General features: G+C 64.4%; 14 protein-coding genes and 4 pseudogenes. 8 read left to right on the forward strand and 10 right to left on the reverse strand.

The features are described 5' to 3' along the window. The first annotated feature begins 28 nt into the window (after positions 1-28). Positions 29-1177, forward strand: coding sequence for a ribonuclease D (rnd, locus tag ACSKB8_RS33840; RefSeq protein ID WP_091892896.1), 1149 nt, complete (start codon positions 29-31; stop codon positions 1175-1177). 186 nt (positions 1178-1363) lie between these two features. Here the strand turns inward: rnd and ACSKB8_RS33845 are convergent. From ACSKB8_RS33845 to ACSKB8_RS33865, 5 genes and pseudogenes are all read right to left on the reverse strand, one after another. Then, positions 1364-2747: pseudogene (locus ACSKB8_RS33845) on the reverse strand (aspartate aminotransferase family protein). 166 nt (positions 2748-2913) lie between these two features. Then, complete coding sequence (locus ACSKB8_RS33850) at positions 2914-3081, reverse strand: hypothetical protein (RefSeq protein ID WP_164940438.1); 168 nt, start codon at positions 3079-3081, stop codon at positions 2914-2916. Positions 3082-3113: 32 nt separating this feature from the next. Continuing rightward, entirely contained in the window at positions 3114-3677 is a 564-nt protein-coding gene (locus ACSKB8_RS33855; RefSeq protein WP_370985399.1) for a cysteine hydrolase family protein, read from the reverse strand. A gap of 25 nt (positions 3678-3702) precedes the next feature. Continuing rightward, positions 3703-4323, reverse strand: a complete 621-nt coding sequence (locus ACSKB8_RS33860) for a GNAT family N-acetyltransferase (protein WP_091892890.1) — start codon at positions 4321-4323, stop codon at positions 3703-3705. Next, positions 4310-4920: pseudogene (locus ACSKB8_RS33865) on the reverse strand (hypothetical protein). Before ACSKB8_RS33865 ends, ACSKB8_RS33860 begins: the two are co-directional and overlap by 14 nt. A 77-nt stretch (positions 4921-4997) precedes the next feature. On the opposite strand from ACSKB8_RS33865, the gene ACSKB8_RS33870 reads away from it, so the two are divergent. Further along, positions 4998-6038: a LysR family transcriptional regulator gene (locus tag ACSKB8_RS33870; protein WP_091892886.1), complete on the forward strand. Its 1041-nt coding sequence runs from the start codon at positions 4998-5000 to the stop codon at positions 6036-6038. A gap of 8 nt (positions 6039-6046) precedes the next feature. Here the strand turns inward: ACSKB8_RS33870 and ACSKB8_RS33875 are convergent, their stop codons facing one another. Then, positions 6047-7225: an autotransporter outer membrane beta-barrel domain-containing protein gene (locus tag ACSKB8_RS33875; RefSeq protein WP_438108809.1), complete on the reverse strand. Its 1179-nt coding sequence runs from the start codon at positions 7223-7225 to the stop codon at positions 6047-6049. A gap of 380 nt (positions 7226-7605) precedes the next feature. Here ACSKB8_RS33875 and ACSKB8_RS33880 point away from each other — a divergent pair, with 380 nt between their 5' ends. Then, positions 7606-7812, forward strand: a complete 207-nt coding sequence (locus ACSKB8_RS33880; RefSeq protein WP_008551638.1) for a cold-shock protein — start codon at positions 7606-7608, stop codon at positions 7810-7812. Positions 7813-7900: 88 nt separating this feature from the next. Here ACSKB8_RS33880 and purN read toward each other — a convergent pair whose 3' ends face one another. Then, the gene (purN, locus tag ACSKB8_RS33885) at positions 7901-8554 is read right to left on the reverse strand and encodes a phosphoribosylglycinamide formyltransferase (RefSeq protein WP_438108811.1); all 654 of its coding nucleotides are present in this window, start codon (positions 8552-8554) and stop codon (positions 7901-7903) included. Then, positions 8554-9627, reverse strand: a complete 1074-nt coding sequence (purM, locus tag ACSKB8_RS33890) for a phosphoribosylformylglycinamidine cyclo-ligase (RefSeq protein ID WP_091892880.1) — start codon at positions 9625-9627, stop codon at positions 8554-8556. The genes purN and purM overlap by 1 nt, the downstream gene beginning before the upstream one ends. Positions 9628-9781: 154 nt before the next feature. Here purM and ACSKB8_RS33895 point away from each other — a divergent pair, with 154 nt between their 5' ends. The 4 genes from ACSKB8_RS33895 to ppx all read left to right on the forward strand — a co-directional run bounded on the left by ACSKB8_RS33895 (position 9782) and on the right by ppx (position 14950). After that, positions 9782-10324 carry a CDP-alcohol phosphatidyltransferase family protein gene (locus tag ACSKB8_RS33895; RefSeq protein ID WP_091892878.1) on the forward strand — a complete coding sequence of 181 codons (543 nt, stop codon included), beginning with the start codon at positions 9782-9784 and terminating at the stop codon, positions 10322-10324. Positions 10325-10417: 93 nt separating this feature from the next. Continuing rightward, a complete protein-coding gene (locus tag ACSKB8_RS33900) occupies positions 10418-11095 on the forward strand; it encodes a chromosomal replication initiator DnaA (RefSeq protein WP_370985405.1) in 678 nt (225 codons plus the stop codon). Positions 11096-11239: 144 nt separating this feature from the next. Further along, positions 11240-13432 (forward strand): RNA degradosome polyphosphate kinase, encoded by a 2193-nt coding sequence (locus ACSKB8_RS33905; protein ID WP_438108813.1) that lies wholly within the window; start codon positions 11240-11242, stop codon positions 13430-13432. Positions 13433-13447: 15 nt separating this feature from the next. Continuing rightward, positions 13448-14950 (forward strand): exopolyphosphatase, encoded by a 1503-nt coding sequence (gene ppx, locus ACSKB8_RS33910; RefSeq protein ID WP_438108815.1) that lies wholly within the window; start codon positions 13448-13450, stop codon positions 14948-14950. Here the strand turns inward: ppx and ACSKB8_RS33915 are convergent. Beyond that, positions 14919-16123, reverse strand: a pseudogene (locus ACSKB8_RS33915) (PepSY-associated TM helix domain-containing protein). The gene ppx and the pseudogene ACSKB8_RS33915 sit on opposite strands and share 32 nt — an antisense overlap. On the opposite strand from ACSKB8_RS33915, the gene ACSKB8_RS33920 reads away from it, so the two are divergent. Continuing rightward, the gene (locus tag ACSKB8_RS33920; protein WP_438110923.1) at positions 16050-16307 is read left to right on the forward strand and encodes a hypothetical protein; all 258 of its coding nucleotides are present in this window, start codon (positions 16050-16052) and stop codon (positions 16305-16307) included. The pseudogene ACSKB8_RS33915 and the gene ACSKB8_RS33920 overlap by 74 nt on opposite strands. Here the strand turns inward: ACSKB8_RS33920 and ACSKB8_RS33925 are convergent. Beyond that, positions 16223-18153: pseudogene (locus ACSKB8_RS33925) on the reverse strand (TonB-dependent receptor). The gene ACSKB8_RS33920 and the pseudogene ACSKB8_RS33925 overlap by 85 nt on opposite strands. Positions 18154-18724: the final 571 nt, after the last annotated feature.

Here is an 18724-nt window from a genome sequence, read left to right on the forward strand (position 1 = left end):
CGGCTGATGATCTCGTCATGGGCCGTTCATGGATTTGATTACCACCACTGCTGACCTCGCGGCTGCCTGCAGCCGGCTGGCCAAGCACCCCGTCATAACCGTCGATACCGAGTTCCTGCGCGAAACCACCTATTACCCGCTGTTGTGCGTGGTGCAGATGGCCAGCGCCGAGGAAGCCGTCGTCATCGACGCCCTGGCCGAGGGCATCGACCTCAAGCCGTTCTTCGAGCTGATGGGCAACGAGGGCGTGCTGAAGGTCTTCCACGCCGCCCGCCAGGACATCGAGATCATCTGGCACCAGGCCGGCATCATCCCGCATCCGGTGTTCGACACCCAGGTCGCGGCCATGGTGCTCGGCTATGGCGACAGCATCGCCTATGACCAGCTGGTCGAGAAGGTCACCGGTCACCGCCCGGACAAGACTCACCGCTTCACCGACTGGTCGCGCCGGCCGCTCACCAAGGAGCAGATGCACTACGCGGTGTCAGACGTCACCCACTTGCGCGACGTGTTCGCAGCGCTTGACGCCGACCTGAAGAAGCGCCGCCGCAGCGAATGGGTCTCCATCGAGATGGAGGTTTTGACCTCGCCCAGGACCTACGACTTCCACCCCGAGCGCGCCTGGGAGCGGCTGAAGACCCGGGTGCGCAAGCCGAAGGACCTCGCGGTACTGATGGAGGTCGCGGCCTGGCGCGAGCAGGAGGCGCAGAGCCGTGACGTGCCGCGCGGCCGCGTGCTGCGCGATGAAGCCATCAGCGACATCGCAACGCATGCGCCGACCACGCTTGAGAAGCTCGCCCATCTGCGCTCGGTGCCGAAGGGGTTTGAGAAATCCAAATGGGGCGCGGACATCGTCGCCGCGGTCGAGCGCGGGCTGGCGCGGGATTTCTCGACGCTGCCGAAGCTGGAGAAGCCGCGCAACAACTCCAATGGCGCCGCCATCGTCGAGCTGTTGAAGGTGCTGCTGCGCATGACCGCGGAGCGCCATGCGGTCGCCAGCAAGGTGATCGCCACCGTCGACCATCTCGAGGAGATTGCAGCCAGTGACGAGGCCGACGTGCCGGCCCTGCGCGGCTGGCGCCGCGAGCTGTTCGGCGATGCCGCGCTGAAGCTGAAGCGCGGCGAGCTGGCGCTGGCGATCGAGAAGGGCCGCGTGGTCGGGGTGCAGCGGGCGTAGGCGGCCCAAGTGCCTCCCCAATGTCGTCCTGGCGAAAGCCAGGACCCATTACCCCTGGGCGAAGATTCGCCATTCGGCACTTCTACGAATCCCGATCGATAGATCACGCGGTATGGGTCCTGGCTTTCGCCAGGACGACACCGGCGTATGTGGCTGGCTGCTTCGGCCACACTGACGAACTCGATCCTACCCCGGCGTCAGCTTCGCCACTTCCCCCTTCATGTCCTCCAGCACACCCGAGATCGCCGCGACCACTTCGTCGATCTGGGCCTTGGTGGCGATCAGCGGCGGGCAGATGGCGATGGCATCGAGCATGTTGCGGGAGATCACGCCGCGCTCCTGCAGCATGCGGCTGGCGATGCCGCCGACGGCGCCGGGCGTAGCGGCTGCCGTCTTGCGCCCCTTGTCGAGCACGAGCTCGAGAGCGGCGATCATGCCGACGCCGCGGACCTCGCCGACCAGCGGATGACTGGCGAGCTCGCGCAGCTTGCCTTGCATATAGCTCCCCAGTTCGGCGGCATGCGCGACCAGACCGCGCTCCTCAATGATCTTCAAATTCTCCAGCGCAATCGCCGAGCCGACGGGATGTCCGCCCGCGGTGAAGCCGTGGCCGAGCACGCCGATCTTGTTGCTCTCGTCCGCGATCGGCTCGAACACGCGATCGTTCAGCATGATCGCCGACAGCGGAAAATAGCTCGAAGTGATCTGCTTGGAGACCACCATCGCGTCCGGTTTGATGCCATAGGTCTCGCAGCCGAACATCTTGCCGGTGCGGCCGAAGCCGCAGATCACCTCGTCGGCGACCAGCAGGATGTCGTACTTTTTCAAGACCTTCTGGATCTTGTCCCAATAGGTCGCCGGCGGAACGATGACACCGCCCGCACCCATTACCGGCTCGCCGAAGAAGGCCGCGATCGTATCCGGGCCCTCCTTCTGGATCAGCGCGTTCGAGCTCCTCGGCCCGGCGCGTCGCGAACGCCTCCTCGCTCTCGCCCGGCGCGCCGTCCTTGTAGAAATGCGGCGAGCCCGTGTGCAGGATGTTCGGCAGCGGCAGGTCGAACGAGCGGTGATTGTTCGGCAGGCCCGTGAGGCTGGCCGAGGCGATGGTGACGCCGTGATAGGCGCGCAGGCGGCTGATCACCTTCTTGCGCTGGGGCTGGCCGAGCGCGTTGGAGCGATAGGCGATCAGCTTCAGGACTGTATCGTTCGCTTCTGAGCCGGAATTGGTGAAGAACACCTTGCTCATCGGCACCGGCGCGAGTGCGACCAGCTTCTCGGCGAGGTCGATCGAGGGCCCGTGCGATTTGGCCGAGAACGTGTGATAGAACGGCAGCGCCTGCATCTGCTTGTGCGCGGCGTCGACCAGACGCTTCTCGTTGAAGCCGAGCCCGACGCTCCACAGGCCTGCCATCGCCTCGAAATAGCGCTTGCCCGCAGCATCGAACACGTAGGGACCCTCGCCGCGCTCGATCACGAGGGGACCGGCCTGCTGATGGGTGCGCGCGTTGGTGTAGGGATGGAGCTGATAGGCCACATCCCGGGCCTCTTGCGAATTCGGCAGCATGGTCATTTGCAGGGATCCCTAAAGTCGTGACGTCGCCGGCACACAGCCAGCGTCATCACTTGATGATCAAGCCACTTGGCTATTGCGATGGGACAAAGCTTGCAACGCCAATTCGTCGGCAGCAAGCGCTCAGCAGCGTTGCACAAAGCCGCATATCGGGATGGGACGGCTCTCAGGCCGCGTCGTCGTCATCCCCATCGTCAGCGGCGGCGGCCTCCCTCACCTCAACGAGCGCCATCGAGAGCAGATAGACCGTCGTGGGCAAACCGACGCGGCGCGCCGTCTCCACGGCACGCGACAAATCGCTTGCCAGCTCCTTGAGCTGTTCTCCCCGTGACAATGTCTCGACCCCCACCCGCCGATCGCGGCCGCCTACACCGCAACGGCGCCGCTGGTTCTGATCAGTTCGGCGCTGGAATGGATCGTAGCAAAATTCCCGATGACATTCACTACTGCTCGCTTGTAGGCAGCGGCATCACCCGTGCCCGGCTGCCGGCAGGCCACGGCGTCAGCGACCACCTCGTAGCGATGGCTGCGGTGAAACCCGTCCACGGCGGTGGCCAGGATGGTCTCGTCCAGGGAAAACCCGGCCAGCACGCAGCGCACATTGTGGATATTGGACATGTAGTCCACAAACCGCGACGAGCTGTAGGCCGACGGCAGCGGATGCTCAAACGTCATTTCTCCCGGACGCGGCTTCGCCTCCGCGATCCAATCGGTCAGCCTGGATGCCGGATTGAACCAGGCCGCCTGCGCGATGCGCTTCAAATGCATCACCGGCCAGAGATTGCTGCGCCACAGCGTCAGCAGTCCCAGGCAGCGCTCGGTGGCGGCATCGCCGTCGAGGATGACGTGGCGGCGCCCAGGGGTCAGATATTCGACCTGGAGGTCCGCGCAGACCAGGATCGGCGGATCATCGTGGATGGAAACCGGCATTATCTTGCGCGCAGTTGCACCTGTTTCAGCGATCGGCGAGCGCGAGATCCCGCAGCGGCGAGGTCACCGCCCGCCCCGCCGAGGCGTCGAGTACGCCCGGCCGGTCCCAATCGCCTTCGGGCCGGATGATCACATAGGGATCGCTGTCCAGCGTGATGGCGTCCGGCCCCGGCTCGATCTCCAGCAGCATCTCCGTGTAGGAGAAATCCGAGAAGGTGATCTTGCGGTTGTGGCCTAGCGGCTTGGCACCGAAATGGGCCCAGAAATCGACCAGCCGGTCCTGCGCCTGGCCGTAGATCTTGCGGAAGCCCTTGCGCTTCACATAATCGACGCTCGCCTGCACCAGCTTGAACGAGACGCGCGAGCGCCGGTACTGGTGGCGCACCGCAAGCCGCTCCACCTTGGCGAAATCGCCGAAGAAACGCACCCGCAGGCAGCCCGCGGGCTCGTTGCCGACGAAGCCGATGAAATGCGCGGCGACCATGTCGTTGCCGTCGAACTCCTCCTCGAACGGACAATCCTGCTCGGCGAGATAGACCGCAGAGCGGATCGCGGTGACCAACATCAGATCGCTGGGATCGCGCGCAAGGCGGATGGTGATGGCGCGGGAGTCGGGCTTGGCGAGAGGAATTCTAGTACCGTGCATCTGCAAAACTCCTTGCTTGGATGATCGCATCCGGCATGCGCATCGGCTGGCGATGCCAGGGGCGCTCGTAGCACCAGAGGTCGGGTTGGAAGCTTGGGACAGGCACAAAGCCGGTCGCCTTCATGATGTCGCGTCCGGCCACGGTTGACGGCTGCGCATAGCAATCGGCGCCGCGAAACCTTAGCTGTCGCAGATGAGCCGCGGCCTTGCCGAGACCCGCGATACCGCGCCCGTCGTCGCGATCGCCCAGATGTAGATGGCCGCAACGTCGTCTTTCGCGGACGCGAGATAGCGCGTCTTGGGCGCGGTGAGGCAGATCTCGTCGAGCAGCAGCGCATCGTGCCCGCGATCGTTGAGGAACAGGAAGGCCATGCCGCCGAGCAGACGGCCCTTCCGGCTGAAAGTCAGGATGCTCTGAGGATCGAAGGTGAAATATCTTGCAAGCTCTGCTGAACCGATCTGCACGCCCGGCACCAGGCGATGCGCCATTTCCGAAAGCGCTGCGATTTCGGAAAATTGCGCGCAACGAACGTCCACGTCCGGGCTCAGCGGCAGCGCGTCGAAATCATGCCTTGCGGCAAACGAGCCTCTTTCCATACCGAGATCGCCCCTCTATCGTTTGCGGCTTTCGTACCCCGCTATGAGGACGAGCTTAGCGGTTGGGGACCAAGAGTATGCAGCAGTTATTGCACCGGGGTGCTGCGATGATGCAGCACCGTGAAGAAGTCCTGGGTGCGTCCTGGGACGATTTGAAGCTGTTTTTAGCATGCGCAAAATATAAAAGTTTTCGCAACGCGGCCGAAGAGCTCGGCCTCACCTCCACCACCTTGATGCGCCGGATCGACCGGCTCGAAGAGAGTATCGGCTGCAAGCTGTTCCTGCGCGACCAGAGCGGGCTCACGCTCAGCGACGAAGGCACCGCGATGATCGCCGACGTCGCGCATATGGAGCGTCACGCCTTCAACGTCTTCCGTCGCGCCTCGCGTTCGTCGAACGACACCGCGGGCACCGTGCGCGTCGCGGTGACGGAGGGGCCCGGCAATTTCTGGATCCTGCCGCGGCTGATCGATTTCCAGAAGACCTATCGAAGGATCACCGTCGATCTGCGCTGCGCGATGGAGCAGGCCGACGTCGCGCGGCTTGAATCCGACATCGCGATCCAGCTCGAGCCACCGACCAATCCGGATCTGATCGTCGCCAAGCTGGGCCGGCTGCACATCTATCCATTCGTCTCCAAGGAGTACGAGGACCTCTACGGCGTGCCGGCAACGCTCGCCGACCTCAAGAACCACCGCATCATCAAGCAGAGCGCGCCGCAGGTCGATGACGGCGCCTACGCCCGCGTGCTCGGGCTGAAGTCGCTGGAAGGCGTCGTCGGGATCAAAACCAACTCCTCGGTCGGCGTGCTCTATGCCGTCGAGCGCGGCGCCGGCATCGGCTTCCTGCCGACGGTGTCGATCGCGCTCGGTGCGCCGCTCGTTGCCGTCGATCTCGGCGTCAGCCACCACGCCGATCTCTGGCTCACCTATCACAAGGAGTTTCGCACCTCCGAGCGGCACAAGATCGTGGTCGACTGGCTGAAAAAGATCTTCGATCCCAAGACCTATCCCTGCTTCCGCGACGAGTTCATCCATCCGAACGCGTTGGTGCCGATGATGACGGCCGCGCGCGAGGGTTTTGGGCTGACGGGCTATGCCGCGGCAACGCCGGCGTAAGTTTCAGCTCACCATTTATATTCGAAGCCGACCGTGCCCTGGTGCGAGGTGAGCTCGTTGCGGAACTTGCCGTCGTAATTGATGTAGAGCCGCGCGACGCTGGTCAGGCTGAGCGAGGCCGAGGCGCCGGCATCCATGCCGTAGCGGCTCTCGCCGATGCCGGGGACGACGATGCTCTGGGTCCCCAGGCTGACCTGGACCGATCCGAGGTCCTGGTGGAAATTGTCGACGAACTTGCCGTAGGCGGACAGGTCGAGGATTTTCTGGTCGATGATGAAGTAGCGGCCGATCTCGGCCCCGATCATGACGCGCGCGCGCGACAGCGCCGTCGCGCCGACGTTGAGCGGATCGAGGCCACCGGCCTCCTGGAACGCCGCGCTGGTGGCGCGCACATATTCGAGCGCGCCCTTGGGCACGATGCGCATCTGGTCCTTGGTCCAGTAATAGCTGATCTCGGTCAGCGCACCATCGACCGCGGCGCGATACCCCGCGCTCGCAAGGCCGAAGCCGGTGTCGCGGCTGGAACGGACCTTGCCGAAACCGTGCACCACCGCAAAGGCCCAGGTCCAGGGCCCCTTGTCGATGGAGCCGTTGAGGCCGACCTGGGTCAGGTCGAGTGTCGCCGACTGGAGCGCCAGCGGCACGTCGATGTCGGTGTGGCTCTGGTCGACCGAAAAGCCGATATTGACACCCGGTGCGAGCCGCGCGCCGATGCCGGCGACACCGCCAAAGGTCTTGCGCTTGTCGCCGAGAAAGTCGCCTTGCGCATCGGTGCGGACCGAGATGCCGTAACCCTCGAACCAGGTGCGGTAGCGCGGATCTTCGGTGCTCGCCGATGCGCCGCCGCCGCCGGGATTGGTGCGGGATGCCCGGTTGATGCCGCTCGATGCCTGATTGCCGAGGCGCTCCAGGAAACCTGAGCCGAGATTGAGCGTGCTGTTGCCGGCCGACTGGTCGTAATTGGTCGAGGTCGGCATCGGAACCGGGGTCGGCGACGGCGTCGGTGTCGGGGTCGGCGTGGGCGTCGGCGTCGGACTTTGCGCGAGGACGGGCGTCGCCGCCGACACCGTCACGATGAGCGCAAACGTCATAAGGGCAAAGGTCGTGGCGACCGCTGCCGCGACGCGGCGGATGCGGCTCAGCCCGACAGTCTGCCGTGTCCCTGGTGGCTGCGCGGTGCAGCGCATGACGACAAATCCCAAAGCAAATGGCGGCGCGCAAAAATGCAACAGGAGCGGCGCACGCATAAGCTGATTTGCGCCGAACTGTTACGGAGGGTCAACCAGCTGACACCTCCTGACGAGGGGGATTGCTCCTGATTGTGGTTCCCGGGCCACAGGTCGAAAATTGCACTCGAGCGTGTCCGGTGCGATCTTCGAAATTCGCACCCTGCTTGCTAACGCGCGCTTTTCATGTTGCAATATTGGCCACAATCGGAATTGGCCGCTCGGCTGTGCGTTTCGCGACATTAAGACTTAAAACTCGAACAGACTTCCGGAAGCCCGTTTGTGGCGTGGCACGCGAAAAGCGGCCGCGTCTTTTTTCTATCTAGTGGAGGAGATTAGCGATGCCGCAAAAGGGCACCGTCAAATGGTTCAACCCGACCAAGGGCTATGGGTTCATCAAGCCGAACGGCGGCGACAAGGACGTGTTCGTCCACATCTCCGCCGTCGAGCGCGCCGGACTCTCGACCCTCAACGAGAACCAGGTGGTTGAATACGACCTCGTGGAGAACCGCGGCAAATCATCCGCGGAGAACCTCAAGGTCTCCTGATTTCTCTCAAAGCTACGCGCGAGAGATCATGACGTTGCCCCGGCTCTGCCGGGGGATTTTGTTTGGGAAGTCGAAAAGCGACGTCGCTTCAGCTCACCACCGGCGCAACCAAAAAATTCTCCGACGCAGAGCTGCCCGCCGTTCTGCACACCTCGCCGTCGATCCGGACCCTGCCGGCCGCGAGCAGCCGCAGCGCCTCGGGATAGATGCGGTGCTCGACTTCGAGGATGCGCTCCGAGAGCGTGTCCGACGTATCGTTGTCGCTGACGGGAACCGCGCCCTGCATCACGATCGGTCCGGCATCGGTCTCGGGGATCACGAAGTGGACCGTCGCGCCGGACAGCTTGACGCCGGCACGCAAGGCCTGGCCGTGCGGGTCGAGACCGGGGAAGGATGGCAGCAGCGAGGGATGGATGTTGAGCATCCGCCCGTACCAAGCCTGGGTGAACTCCGCCGTGAACAGGCGCATGAAGCCGCCCAGACAAATCAGCTCGATGCCGTGCCGGTCGAGCGCGGCCTGCAGCACCTTCTCAAAACCTGCGCGGTCCTTGCCGAACGGCTTGCTCTCGATCACCTCGGTTGTCACGCCGCTCGCCCTGGCCCGTTCGAGCCCCAGTGCATCGGCCTTGTTCGAGATGACCAGCGAAATCTCTGCCGGAAAATCCGCGGCAGCCGCTGCCTTGATCAGCGCAGCCATGTTGGAGCCGCGGCCGGAGATCAGGATGGCGACGCGGCGCTTCATCACAGCGCCAGGTCGAGGTGGCCGTTATAGACGACGCGGTGCTCGCCTTCGGCCGGGATCACGGTGCCGAGCTGCGCCACGGTCTCGCCGGCATCGGTGAAGACCTTGACCACCTTGTCGACCTGGTCAGGCTCAACGATCGCGATCATGCCGATACCGCAATTGAAGGTGCGCAGCATTTCCAGCTCGGCGATGCCGGCCTGCGCGGCCAGCCATTTGAACACCGGCAGCACCGGCAGCTGTGCAAGGTCGATGCCGACGCCGAGGTGCTTCGGCAGCACGCGCGGAATGTTGTCGGTGAAACCGCCGCCGGTGATGTGGGCGAGCCCCTTCACCGCGCCGGTCTCGCGGATCGCACGCAGGCAGGATTTGACGTAGAGCCGCGTCGGCGTCAGCAGCGCGCCGCCCAGCGTCATCACGGGCGCGAAAGGCGCCTGCGCCTCGAAGCCGAGACCGGATTGTTCCACGATCTTGCGCACCAGCGAGAAGCCGTTGGAATGCACGCCCGACGAGGCGAGCCCGATCACGGCGTCGCCCGCCGCGATGTCCTTGCGCGGCAGCAGCGTGCCGCGCTCGGCGGCGCCGACGGCAAAGCCGCCGAGATCATAATCGCCGTCCTTGTAGAGGCCGGGCATCTCGGCCGTTTCGCCGCCGATCAGGGCGCAGCCGGATTCGCGGCAGCCCTCCGCAACGCCAGCGACGATCGCGGCGGTGGCCTCCGGATCGAGCTTGCCGCAGGCAAAATAGTCCAGGAAGAACAGTGGCTCGGCGCCCTGGACCACGAGGTCGTTGACGCTCATGGCGACGAGGTCGATGCCGATGCCGCCATGCAGGCCGGTCTCGATCGCGATCTTGACCTTGGTGCCGACGCCGTCGGTCGCAGCAACCAGGACGGGGTCCTTGAAACCGGCCGCCTTGAGGTCGAACAGGCCGCCGAAACCGCCGATCTCGGCGTCGGCGCCCGGCCGTGCGGTGGCGCGCACCATCGGCTTGATCAGGTCGACGAGGCGGTTGCCGGCGTCGATATCGACGCCTGAATCGGCGTAAGTGAGGCCGTTTTTGCGGTCGGTCATGCCCGATTTCCAGTGGGTTTGCGGCTGGTTACGTCGAATTCCGGGGACGCGCAATGGCTCGCATGGCGCCCGGCCCTATACTATGTAGATATCAACCGGTTCAGCCTCCGAGGGGGCCGGATCTGAGGTCAATCCGGGTGCCGGGAAGCGCCGCGTGAGTATTCCGAACATCATTACCCTGGGCCGCATCATGCTGGTCCCGATCATCGTCTGGGCCATCGTGTCGAGCCAAATGGAGGTGGCGTTCGCGGTCTTCCTGATCGCCGGTATCAGCGACGCCGTCGACGGCTTCCTGGCCAAGCGCTTCAACATGACGAGTGAGCTCGGCGCCCTGCTCGATCCGCTCGCCGACAAGGCGCTGCTGGTCTCGATCTACATGGCGCTCGGCATCTGGGGGGCGATTCCGCGCTGGATCGTCATCCTCGTGGTCTCGCGCGACATCATGATCGTCGCCGCCGTGATCGTATCCTGGCTGTTCGACCGGCCGGTCGAGATGAAGCCCTCGAAGGTGTCCAAGCTCAACACTGTGGCCCAAGTGGCGTTCGCGGCCTTGGTGCTGGCCGCACTTGCCTTCGGCTTCAAGCCGCAACCCTATGATATGATCCTGATGGGCCTCGTCACGGTTTTCACGCTCTCCTCGGTGTCGCTCTATCTCGTCGAGTGGCTGCGGCACATGAGCACGATCGAGGCCAAATGAGTTGGGATGCGGCCCCGCAAAAGGCCAACTCCCGCTCGATCAAGTCGAATCTTTTCCAACGAGGCCGGCGCGCCGGCATGGAGCAAGGCAAGCGTGGCAGGCCGCGTTCATCCCCGACAATTGGCGTTTTCGCTTCCGCATGCGGAAAGTCTCAGCCGGGACAATTTTCTCGAGGGCCCGGCCAACGCGGCCGGCCTCGGCCTGATCGACGCCTGGCCGGAATGGCCGAACCGGATCATGTGGCTGGCCGGCCCCGAAGGCAGCGGCAAGAGCCATCTCGCCGCGATCTGGGCCGAGGAGGCTGGCGCCCGCTCGACCACGGCCAATGCCCTGACCGCCGCAGCGGTCCCGGGCGCGCTCGCCACCGGGGCGCTAGTGGTCGAGGACCTCAAGGCGAAAGAATTTGACGAGCGCGCGCTCTTCCACCTGATGAACCTCGCCCGTGAGGATGGCGCCTACGTCCTCTTCACCGGGCGCGAGGTCCCGGCATCGCTCGAGATCGAGCTTCGCGACCTGCGCTCGCGCCTGCGCGCCGTGCCGGCGGTCGCGCTGCTGCCGCCCGACGACCAGCTTTTCCGTGGCCTGATCGTCAAATTCTGCGCCGACCGTCAACTCACGGTGGATGAGAGCGTGGTCAGCTACCTCGCCACCCGCCTGGAGCGGTCCTCGGCCGCCGCCCGGCGGGCTGTGGAATTGCTCGACAGCGAGGCCCTGCGGCTTGGGCGCCCCGTCACCCGGGCGCTGGCCGCCGAGCTGCTTCGGGACGCCTGACCGGCCCCGCCCGCCTCCGAGGCCGCTTGACGCGGCGGAGCGGCGGAACATCAATGTCATCGAAACGTCATCGCTCTAACACATGCTCCCGCCGGTTTTGCGCGTAAGTCGCAAATTGGGGTGAACTGGATGGATCGACTTCTCATGGACTCTGCGCAAGCCGTTGAAATCAAAGAAAAACCCCCGGAAACCGAGGGCCTGCCGGCGATTGCTTCCAGCCCCGAGCGTTTCATCAACCGCGAGCTGTCCTGGCTGCATTTCAATCGCCGCGTCCTGGAGGAATCGGTCAATCCCAGCCACCCCATGCTGGAGCGGGTACGATTCCTGTCGATTTCAGCGAATAACCTCGACGAGTTCTTCATGGTCCGCGTGGCCGGCATCAAGGCCCAGGTGCGCGAGGGCATTGCCGAGCGCGCCCCCGATGGCCTCACGCCGTCGGAGCAGCTCGCGCTGATCAACCGCACCGTGTCCGAGCTTGCCTCCGACCAGCAGGCGATCTGGCGCGACCTGCGCGGCACGCTCGCCGATGTCGGCATCGTGCTGGTTGAGGGCAAGGACGTCACCAAGGCGGAGCGGAGCTGGATCGAGGACTACTTCCTCAACAACGTGTTCCCGTTGCTGACGCCGCTCGCAATCGATCCGGCCCACCCTTTCCCGTTCATCCCGAGCCTCGGCTTCACCATCGCGCTTCAGCTCACGCGCGCCGCCGACGGCAAGCAGATGAACGCGCTGATCCGCATGCCCGGCAAGATCGACCGCTTCATCCGCCTACCAGCCGAAGGCAGGGCCGTCCGGCTGATTTCGCTGGAACAGGCGACCACCCTGTTCATCAACCGCCTCTTCCCCGGATACAATCTGCACGGTCAGGGCGCCTTCCGAATCATCCGCGACTCCGAGCTCGAAATCGAGGAAGAGGCGGAAGACCTGGTCCGCCTGTTCGAGACCGCGCTGAAGCGTCGCCGCCGCGGCTCGGTGATCCGGCTCGAGATCGACGCCAAGATGCCGGAGGAATTGCGGAGCTTCGTGCAGCACGCACTATCGGCCGCCGATGACGAGGTGTTCCTGGTCGATGGCGTGCTCGCCATGAACGAGCTTTCGCAGCTCACCCGCCTCGACCGTCCCGACCTCGAATTCACCCCTTACGTGCCACGCCATCCCGAGCGGGTGCGCGAGCATGCCGGCGACATCTTCGCGGCGATCCGGCAGAAGGACCTCATCGTCCATCACCCCTACGAATCCTTCGACGTGGTGGTGCAGTTCCTGCAGCAGGCCGCGCGCGACCCGGATGTGGTCGCGATCAAGCAGACGCTCTACCGCACCTCCAACAACTCGCCGATCGTGCGCGCGCTCGCTGAAGCCGCCGAGGCCGGCAAGTCGGTGACCGCGCTGATCGAGCTGAAGGCTCGCTTCGACGAAGAGGCCAACATCCGCTGGGCGCGCGACCTCGAACGCGCCGGCGTGCAGGTCGTCTACGGCTTCCTCGAACTGAAGACGCATGCAAAGCTCTCGATGGTGGTGCGCCGCGAGGGCGGCAGCCTCACGACTTACGTCCATACCGGCACCGGCAACTATCACCCGGTGACCGCGCGCATCTACACCGACCTCTCCTACTTCACCTCGGACGCGACCATCGGCCGAGACGCGGCGCGCGTGTTCAATTTCATCACCGGCTATGCCGCGCCGAGCGATCTGGAGAAGATGGCGGTGTCGCCATTGACCTTGCGCAAGCGCATCATCGAGCACATCCAGGGCGAGACCGCGCATGCACGGCACGGGCGGCACGGCGCGGTCTGGATGAAGATGAACGCGCTTGTCGACCCCGACATCATCGACGCGCTCTACGAGGCCTCGCAGGCCGGCGTCCAGGTCGAGTTGGTGGTGCGCGGCATCTGCTGCCTCAGGCCCGGAATTCCCGGCTTGTCGGAGAACATCCGCGTCAAGTCGATCATCGGACGCTTCTTGGAACACGGCCGAATCTACTGCTTCGGCATGGGCCAGGGCCTGCCGGGCGCGAAAGCGGCTGTGTATATCTCCTCGGCCGACATGATGCCGCGCAACCTCGACCGCCGCGTCGAGGTGCTGTGTCCGCTGCAAAATCCCACGGTGCATCAGCAGGTTCTCGAACAGATCATGGTCGCGAATCTGAAGGATAATGAGCAGAGCTGGCAATTGTTGCCGGACGGGTCCTCAACGCGTATGAAGGCCGCGAAGGGCGAGGAGCCTTTCAACGTCCACAACTACTTCATGACAAATCCGAGTCTGTCTGGCCGTGGAAAGTCGCTCAAAGAATCCTCGCCGCGCCGTCTCACGCGCCGGAACGAACGTCACCAATCCTGATCCCGGATTCTCGACGTGAAGCAGCCGCGCAAGCGCGGCGCGAGCGTCGCAGTTATCGACATCGGTTCCAACTCGGTCCGCCTCGTCGTCTATGAGGCGCTCGCGCGCAGCCTCATTCCGATCTTCAACGAGAAGACGCTGTGCGGCCTCGGACGCGAGGTGCAGAGCACGGGCCTGCTCGCGCCCGACGCCGTCGACAAGGCGCTGACCTCCCTCAAGCGTTTTCGCGCGCTGTGCCGCGTGATGCAGGTCGGGCGCGTGTTCGCGATTGCGACCGCCGCCTGCCGCGACGCCTCCAACGGCCCCGACTTCATCGCGAAGGCCGAGCGCATCTGCGCCGTGAAGATCGAGATCCTGTCGGGCCAGCGCGAAGCGCGGCTGTCGGCGCTCGGCGTGATCTCCGGTATCCATCATCCCGACGGCATCGTCGGCGATCTCGGCGGCGGCTCGCTCGAGCTGATCGACGTGCGCAGGAACAGCGTGCGCAGCGGCGTGACGCTGCCGCTCGGTGGCCTCGCGCTCCAGGACCTCGCGCACAAATCTCTCAAGCGCGCCGACCGCATTGTGCGCGAGGCGCTCGACGAGGTGCCGCAGCTCGCCGCGGGCAGCGGCCGCACCTTCTACGCGGTTGGCGGCACCTGGCGCGCGCTCGCGCGCATCCACATCATCCAGAGCGGCTATCCGCTCCAGGTGATGCACGGCTATTCGATTTCGGCGGCCGAGGCGCTCGACTTCTCGCGACGTCTGCGCCGGCTTGCGGCCGCCGACATGCTGGCCGACATCGAGATCGTCGCTGATGCGCGCCGCCCGCTCCTCACCTATGCGGCACTGGTGCTCGAGCACATCATTCGGGTGGCGAAGCCGAAAACCATCGTGTTCTCGACCTTCGGCGTGCGCGAGGGCCTGCTGCACGAGAAGCTGCCGGACTCCGAACGCAACGAGGACGGGCTGATCTGCGCCGCAGAGGAGCTAAACCAGCTGCTGTCGCGTTCGGCGAAGCACGCCCGCGAGCTGATCGCCTGGACCGACCGCCTCGCCCGTGTCGTGAAGCTGCGCGAGACAGAAGCGGACCGCCGCCTGCGCCACACCGCGTGCCTACTCTCCGACATCGGCTGGCGCGTGCATCCTGATCATCGTGGCGAGCAGACGCTGAGCCTCGTCGTCAACGGCAATTTCGGCGCGATCACCCATACCGAGCGCGCCTTCGTCGGCCTGTCGGTGTTCTATCGCTACGCGGGCCTGAGCGAGGAAAACCAGCCGCCGGCCACCATGCAGAGCCTGCTGACGCCGGCGCAGCTCGAACGTGCACGCCTCTTGGGAGCAGCGTTCCGCGTCGCGCACCTGATCTCGGCGGCGCGGCCGGGTGTGCTGCCCGCCACGCATTTCCGCAATCAAGGCCGCAAGCTGATGCTGGTGTTCGAGCACCGCCTCGTCGATCTCGTCGCCGACCGCGTCGGCAGCCGCTTCCGCCAACTCGCCCGCCTGATCAACCGCGCCGGTTCGATCGTGCGACGGTGACCCTAACCCTTCCGGGACGTTTTTTGAGCCACATGATCAGGCCGCTGACGAACAGGGCGAAAGGCGCGAATCCGGCCGCGAAAACCAACAGGCGTCCTGCGAGTCCGAACGCCGCGCCGTTGTGAAGCCAGAGCTGTTCGGCCAGATAGCGGTCCCCCATCGACATGGCGACCGGACTGCGGTCGTGCACCACTGCGCCGCTCCATGGATCGAGCCAGATCGCCCCCCGTGCCCGTACGGCGGGATCAGCACCGTCGGGACGGAACTGCACGCGCCAGGTGTTGCGCGTTGCGGTCGGCGGATTGAACATAGCAATCGCAACGCCGGGCTTGGCCGCCTGCGCTAGTCGCGCGATCGCATCGGCTGGAAGCAACGGCGTCCCTGTCGGAGGCGGCATTTCGACCCGTGGCGAGCGATCAGGCGTCGTTTGCGACAGAAGGCCAACGATGGGACGCATCACGTCGGGGAAAACGATGCCGACGCCGGTGATCGAGATCCCCAAGAGCACGAGCAGGGCCCAAAAGCCGGCCGCACTATGAACATCCAGAACAAATCGAAGCAGCGAGACGTTCTTGCGCACCGAGACCGATCGCCAGAAAAGACCCGGCCTCGGCCACCACAGGACGAGTCCCGACATGGCCAAACGAGCAGCACGAACCCGGCCACGCCGACCAGCTCCTTGCCCCACAACTCATAGAGCAGCAGCGTGTAGTGGAGACGATAGACCTTGAGGGCGAACGCGTTGACGTAGTCACGCCGCCCGAGCACCTTCCCGTTCGAAGGATCGACCATGGTCGTCCAACGGTTCGGGTAGCGGCCAGGCGCGGTTTCATGCGTATGTATCACGATCCAGACCGGCCAGGTCCGATCCGGCGCAAGGATCGTGGCAATCGGCGCTGGATCCGCCGCCGCGGCGGCGCGCATCACTTCCGACAAAGTGAACTTTTGCTCCGGACCAGCGGGAGCATAGAGCGCTGGATTCAGGGCAACATCGATCTCCCGGTAGAAGACAATGAAGCTTCCGGTGAGGCCTATCAGCACCACGACGATGCCGAAGATCAATCCGAGCCATCGGTGAGCCCACAGCAGTGTGTGCCGCGTGCGCCCGGTCATCATTCGGGATCGGGCGGGCGCGGAGCCGTCCTGTCGCGGCGCCCTGATTCTTTCGTCCATTCAGAGCACCCGTCGTCTGCGCCTGATCGTGGCTCCGCGTCTGGCCTCGGTGACGTTCGGAACGCGCATCGTCGTTGCGCGCATCAAAGCCGACCCGGTTCAGAAATCCGTCGACATCGACAATAGCAGGGTTCGCGGCGTGCCTTGCGCCAATGCGGAGAAGCTCGCCACGCCAGCCCAGTAGTTGGTATCGAATACATTCTGGACCAGGGCCCGGAGCGTGACCGGCCGGTTATTGATGCGCGTGTTGTAGCGCGCACCTAGATCGAGCCTGGTCCAGGCCGGAATAACTTGCGTGTTTGCCCATCCAGATACTGGTGCCCGGTATAGATGGTGTTTGCGACCAGCGTCAGTCCGGGTGCAAACGGCGTGTCCCATTCGGCGGACAAATTGGCCTGCACCTGAGGCACGCCGATCGGCGTCTTGCCGAGATTGGCCAGCGTGCTCGTCTTTGTCAGCTCCGCGTCGATCAACGTCACGCCGCCAAGCACGCGAATGCCCGGCTGCACTTCTCCAAACACGGTGAATTCCACGCCGCGATTGCGCTGTTCGGCGTCGGCCCGGAAGACCTTATCGGCACCCAGCTGTCCCGACGGCTTGGTGATCTCGAACAGGCTGATCGTGGTCGCGAGCATCCCGAAATCGACCTTGACGCCTGCTTCCTTCTGCTTGCTGAAATACGGCGCCAGGACCTCTCCTTGATTGCTCGCCGTCGTCGGTGCGATGTCACCCTTGCTGAGCCCTTCGATGTAGTTGGCGTACAGCGAAACGTTGCTCCAGGGCTTGACGACCACGCCGACCATCGGCGTGAGCGCCGTCTGGTCGTAGGCGGAGGTAACGGCGCCCGTGGTGGTGTTGTAGTTGTTCGACTTGACGCCCTGTTGCCTGACGCCGACGGTCAGCTGAAGGCGCTCCTGGAAAACTGACATGGTGTCGGCGAGCGCAAGACCGGTCAGCTCGGTATCCGACAGCTTCGGCACGGTCGCGGGAGCCGGAACGAGCTGCTCGGGACGGGCGATCGGCGCATAGATATTGGACAACACCGGCGTCCCGGATACAGAGCCGCGCGAGATCTGATCCGTGTAGTAGCTGCCCTGGAAGGTCACGGCGTGACTGATCGCGGCTGTTTCGAACCGGGCACGCACACCGGCATCGGCCACGTTCCTGTCGATATCGAATTTGAAATGCCCCGGCGTCGAAGTCGTGTTGCCTGCCGCGTTCAGGATCGTCGGCGTCCCGAACAGACGATCGACCTGGGTCCTGCCACCACCGCCGTCGGCGAACACTGTCACGGAGTCCGTCACATCGTATTCGGCGCGCGCCAGCAGCGAGTTGTCGTGAACCTTGGCCCACTCCCAGGCCTGCGTGACATTGCGCCGCCCGACCGGTGCGGTCGGGACGGCGACGCCTGTTGCAACCAGAAACGGCCTCGTAGGCGCGTCGAACTTTTCCTCCTGATCGATGAAGTCGAGCGAAGCTCTGAACTTCTCGCCGCGATAGTCGAACGCTGCGGCGCCGACATGCGCCTCCCGGGTCTGGTTGTCGAGCGGCGTATCGCCATTGTGGTAGCTGCCATTGACGCGAATGCCGAATTCGCGGTTCTCGCCGAACCGTCGGCTCACGTCGAGATGCGTGCCGAGCTGGGTGTTTGTCGTGTAGTCGGTCGTGACCCGGGTGAGATCGACATCCCCAGCACGTTTTGGAACGATGTTGATGGTGCCCCCGACGCTGCTGTTTGGCGCCATGCCGTAAAGCAGCGCCGTCGGGCCCTTGATGATTTCGATGCGCTCCACATAATCGGTGAACACCCGATAATTCGGTGCAACGCCATAGACGCCGTTGAAGGCAATTTCTCCGACATTCCCCTCCCCGATCGGAAATCCGCGGATGAAGAAGGAGTTGAGAATGCCACCGGTCTGGCCAGTGAAACGCACCGAAGGATCGTTGCTGACGACGTCGGCGACCGTGGTGGCCTGTTGATCTTCAATCTTCTTCGCCGTGTAGCTGGCGATGTTGAACGGCGTATCCATGAAATCCTTGTTGCCCAGCAAGCCGACCTGGCCGCCGCGGGCGACCTGCCCGCCTGCGTAGGACGGCGGAAGCGCGCCCGGCCTCGCAGCCGTGGGGGTTGCTTCCGCCTGCAACTTGGCCCGCTCATTCGCAGGCGCGCTACGGCCCGCCCTTCGGCCTGGATTGGAGCGTGGACGTGCGCGCGGCTTCGGCGCATCTGCGCTGACGGTCACCGCCGGCAACGTGCTGCCCCGCTCCGTCTCCGGCACAGCGCTTTGCGCGTTGGTGCCGTGCAGGAGGCCGTCGCTGAACAAGGCAATGGAGACCACAGAGACCGCGAAGGCTCCCGGGCTGGAGCAGGTCAGAAGGGCTTTGATGCTAGCGGCAAGAACAGCAACAGGACGGCAAATCACTCTCGACGGCATCGCACCAGCTTCCGATTTCATGAACATGAACGTCGGAGCGACGTGCCGTGGGGACCATCGTTGAGTCAACGAAAGCACCCTTTATTTTCAATAGTTTATAATAAGACAACCTCTAAATCGCGCGTTGGTTGCGAAGGAAGAATCATCGCACGCGAGCCCAAGCGCA

Origin of the sequence: Bradyrhizobium sp. BR 1432 (assembly GCF_051547705.1) — a bacterium.
Taxonomy (GTDB): Bacteria; Pseudomonadota; Alphaproteobacteria; order Rhizobiales; family Xanthobacteraceae; genus Bradyrhizobium; species Bradyrhizobium zhanjiangense.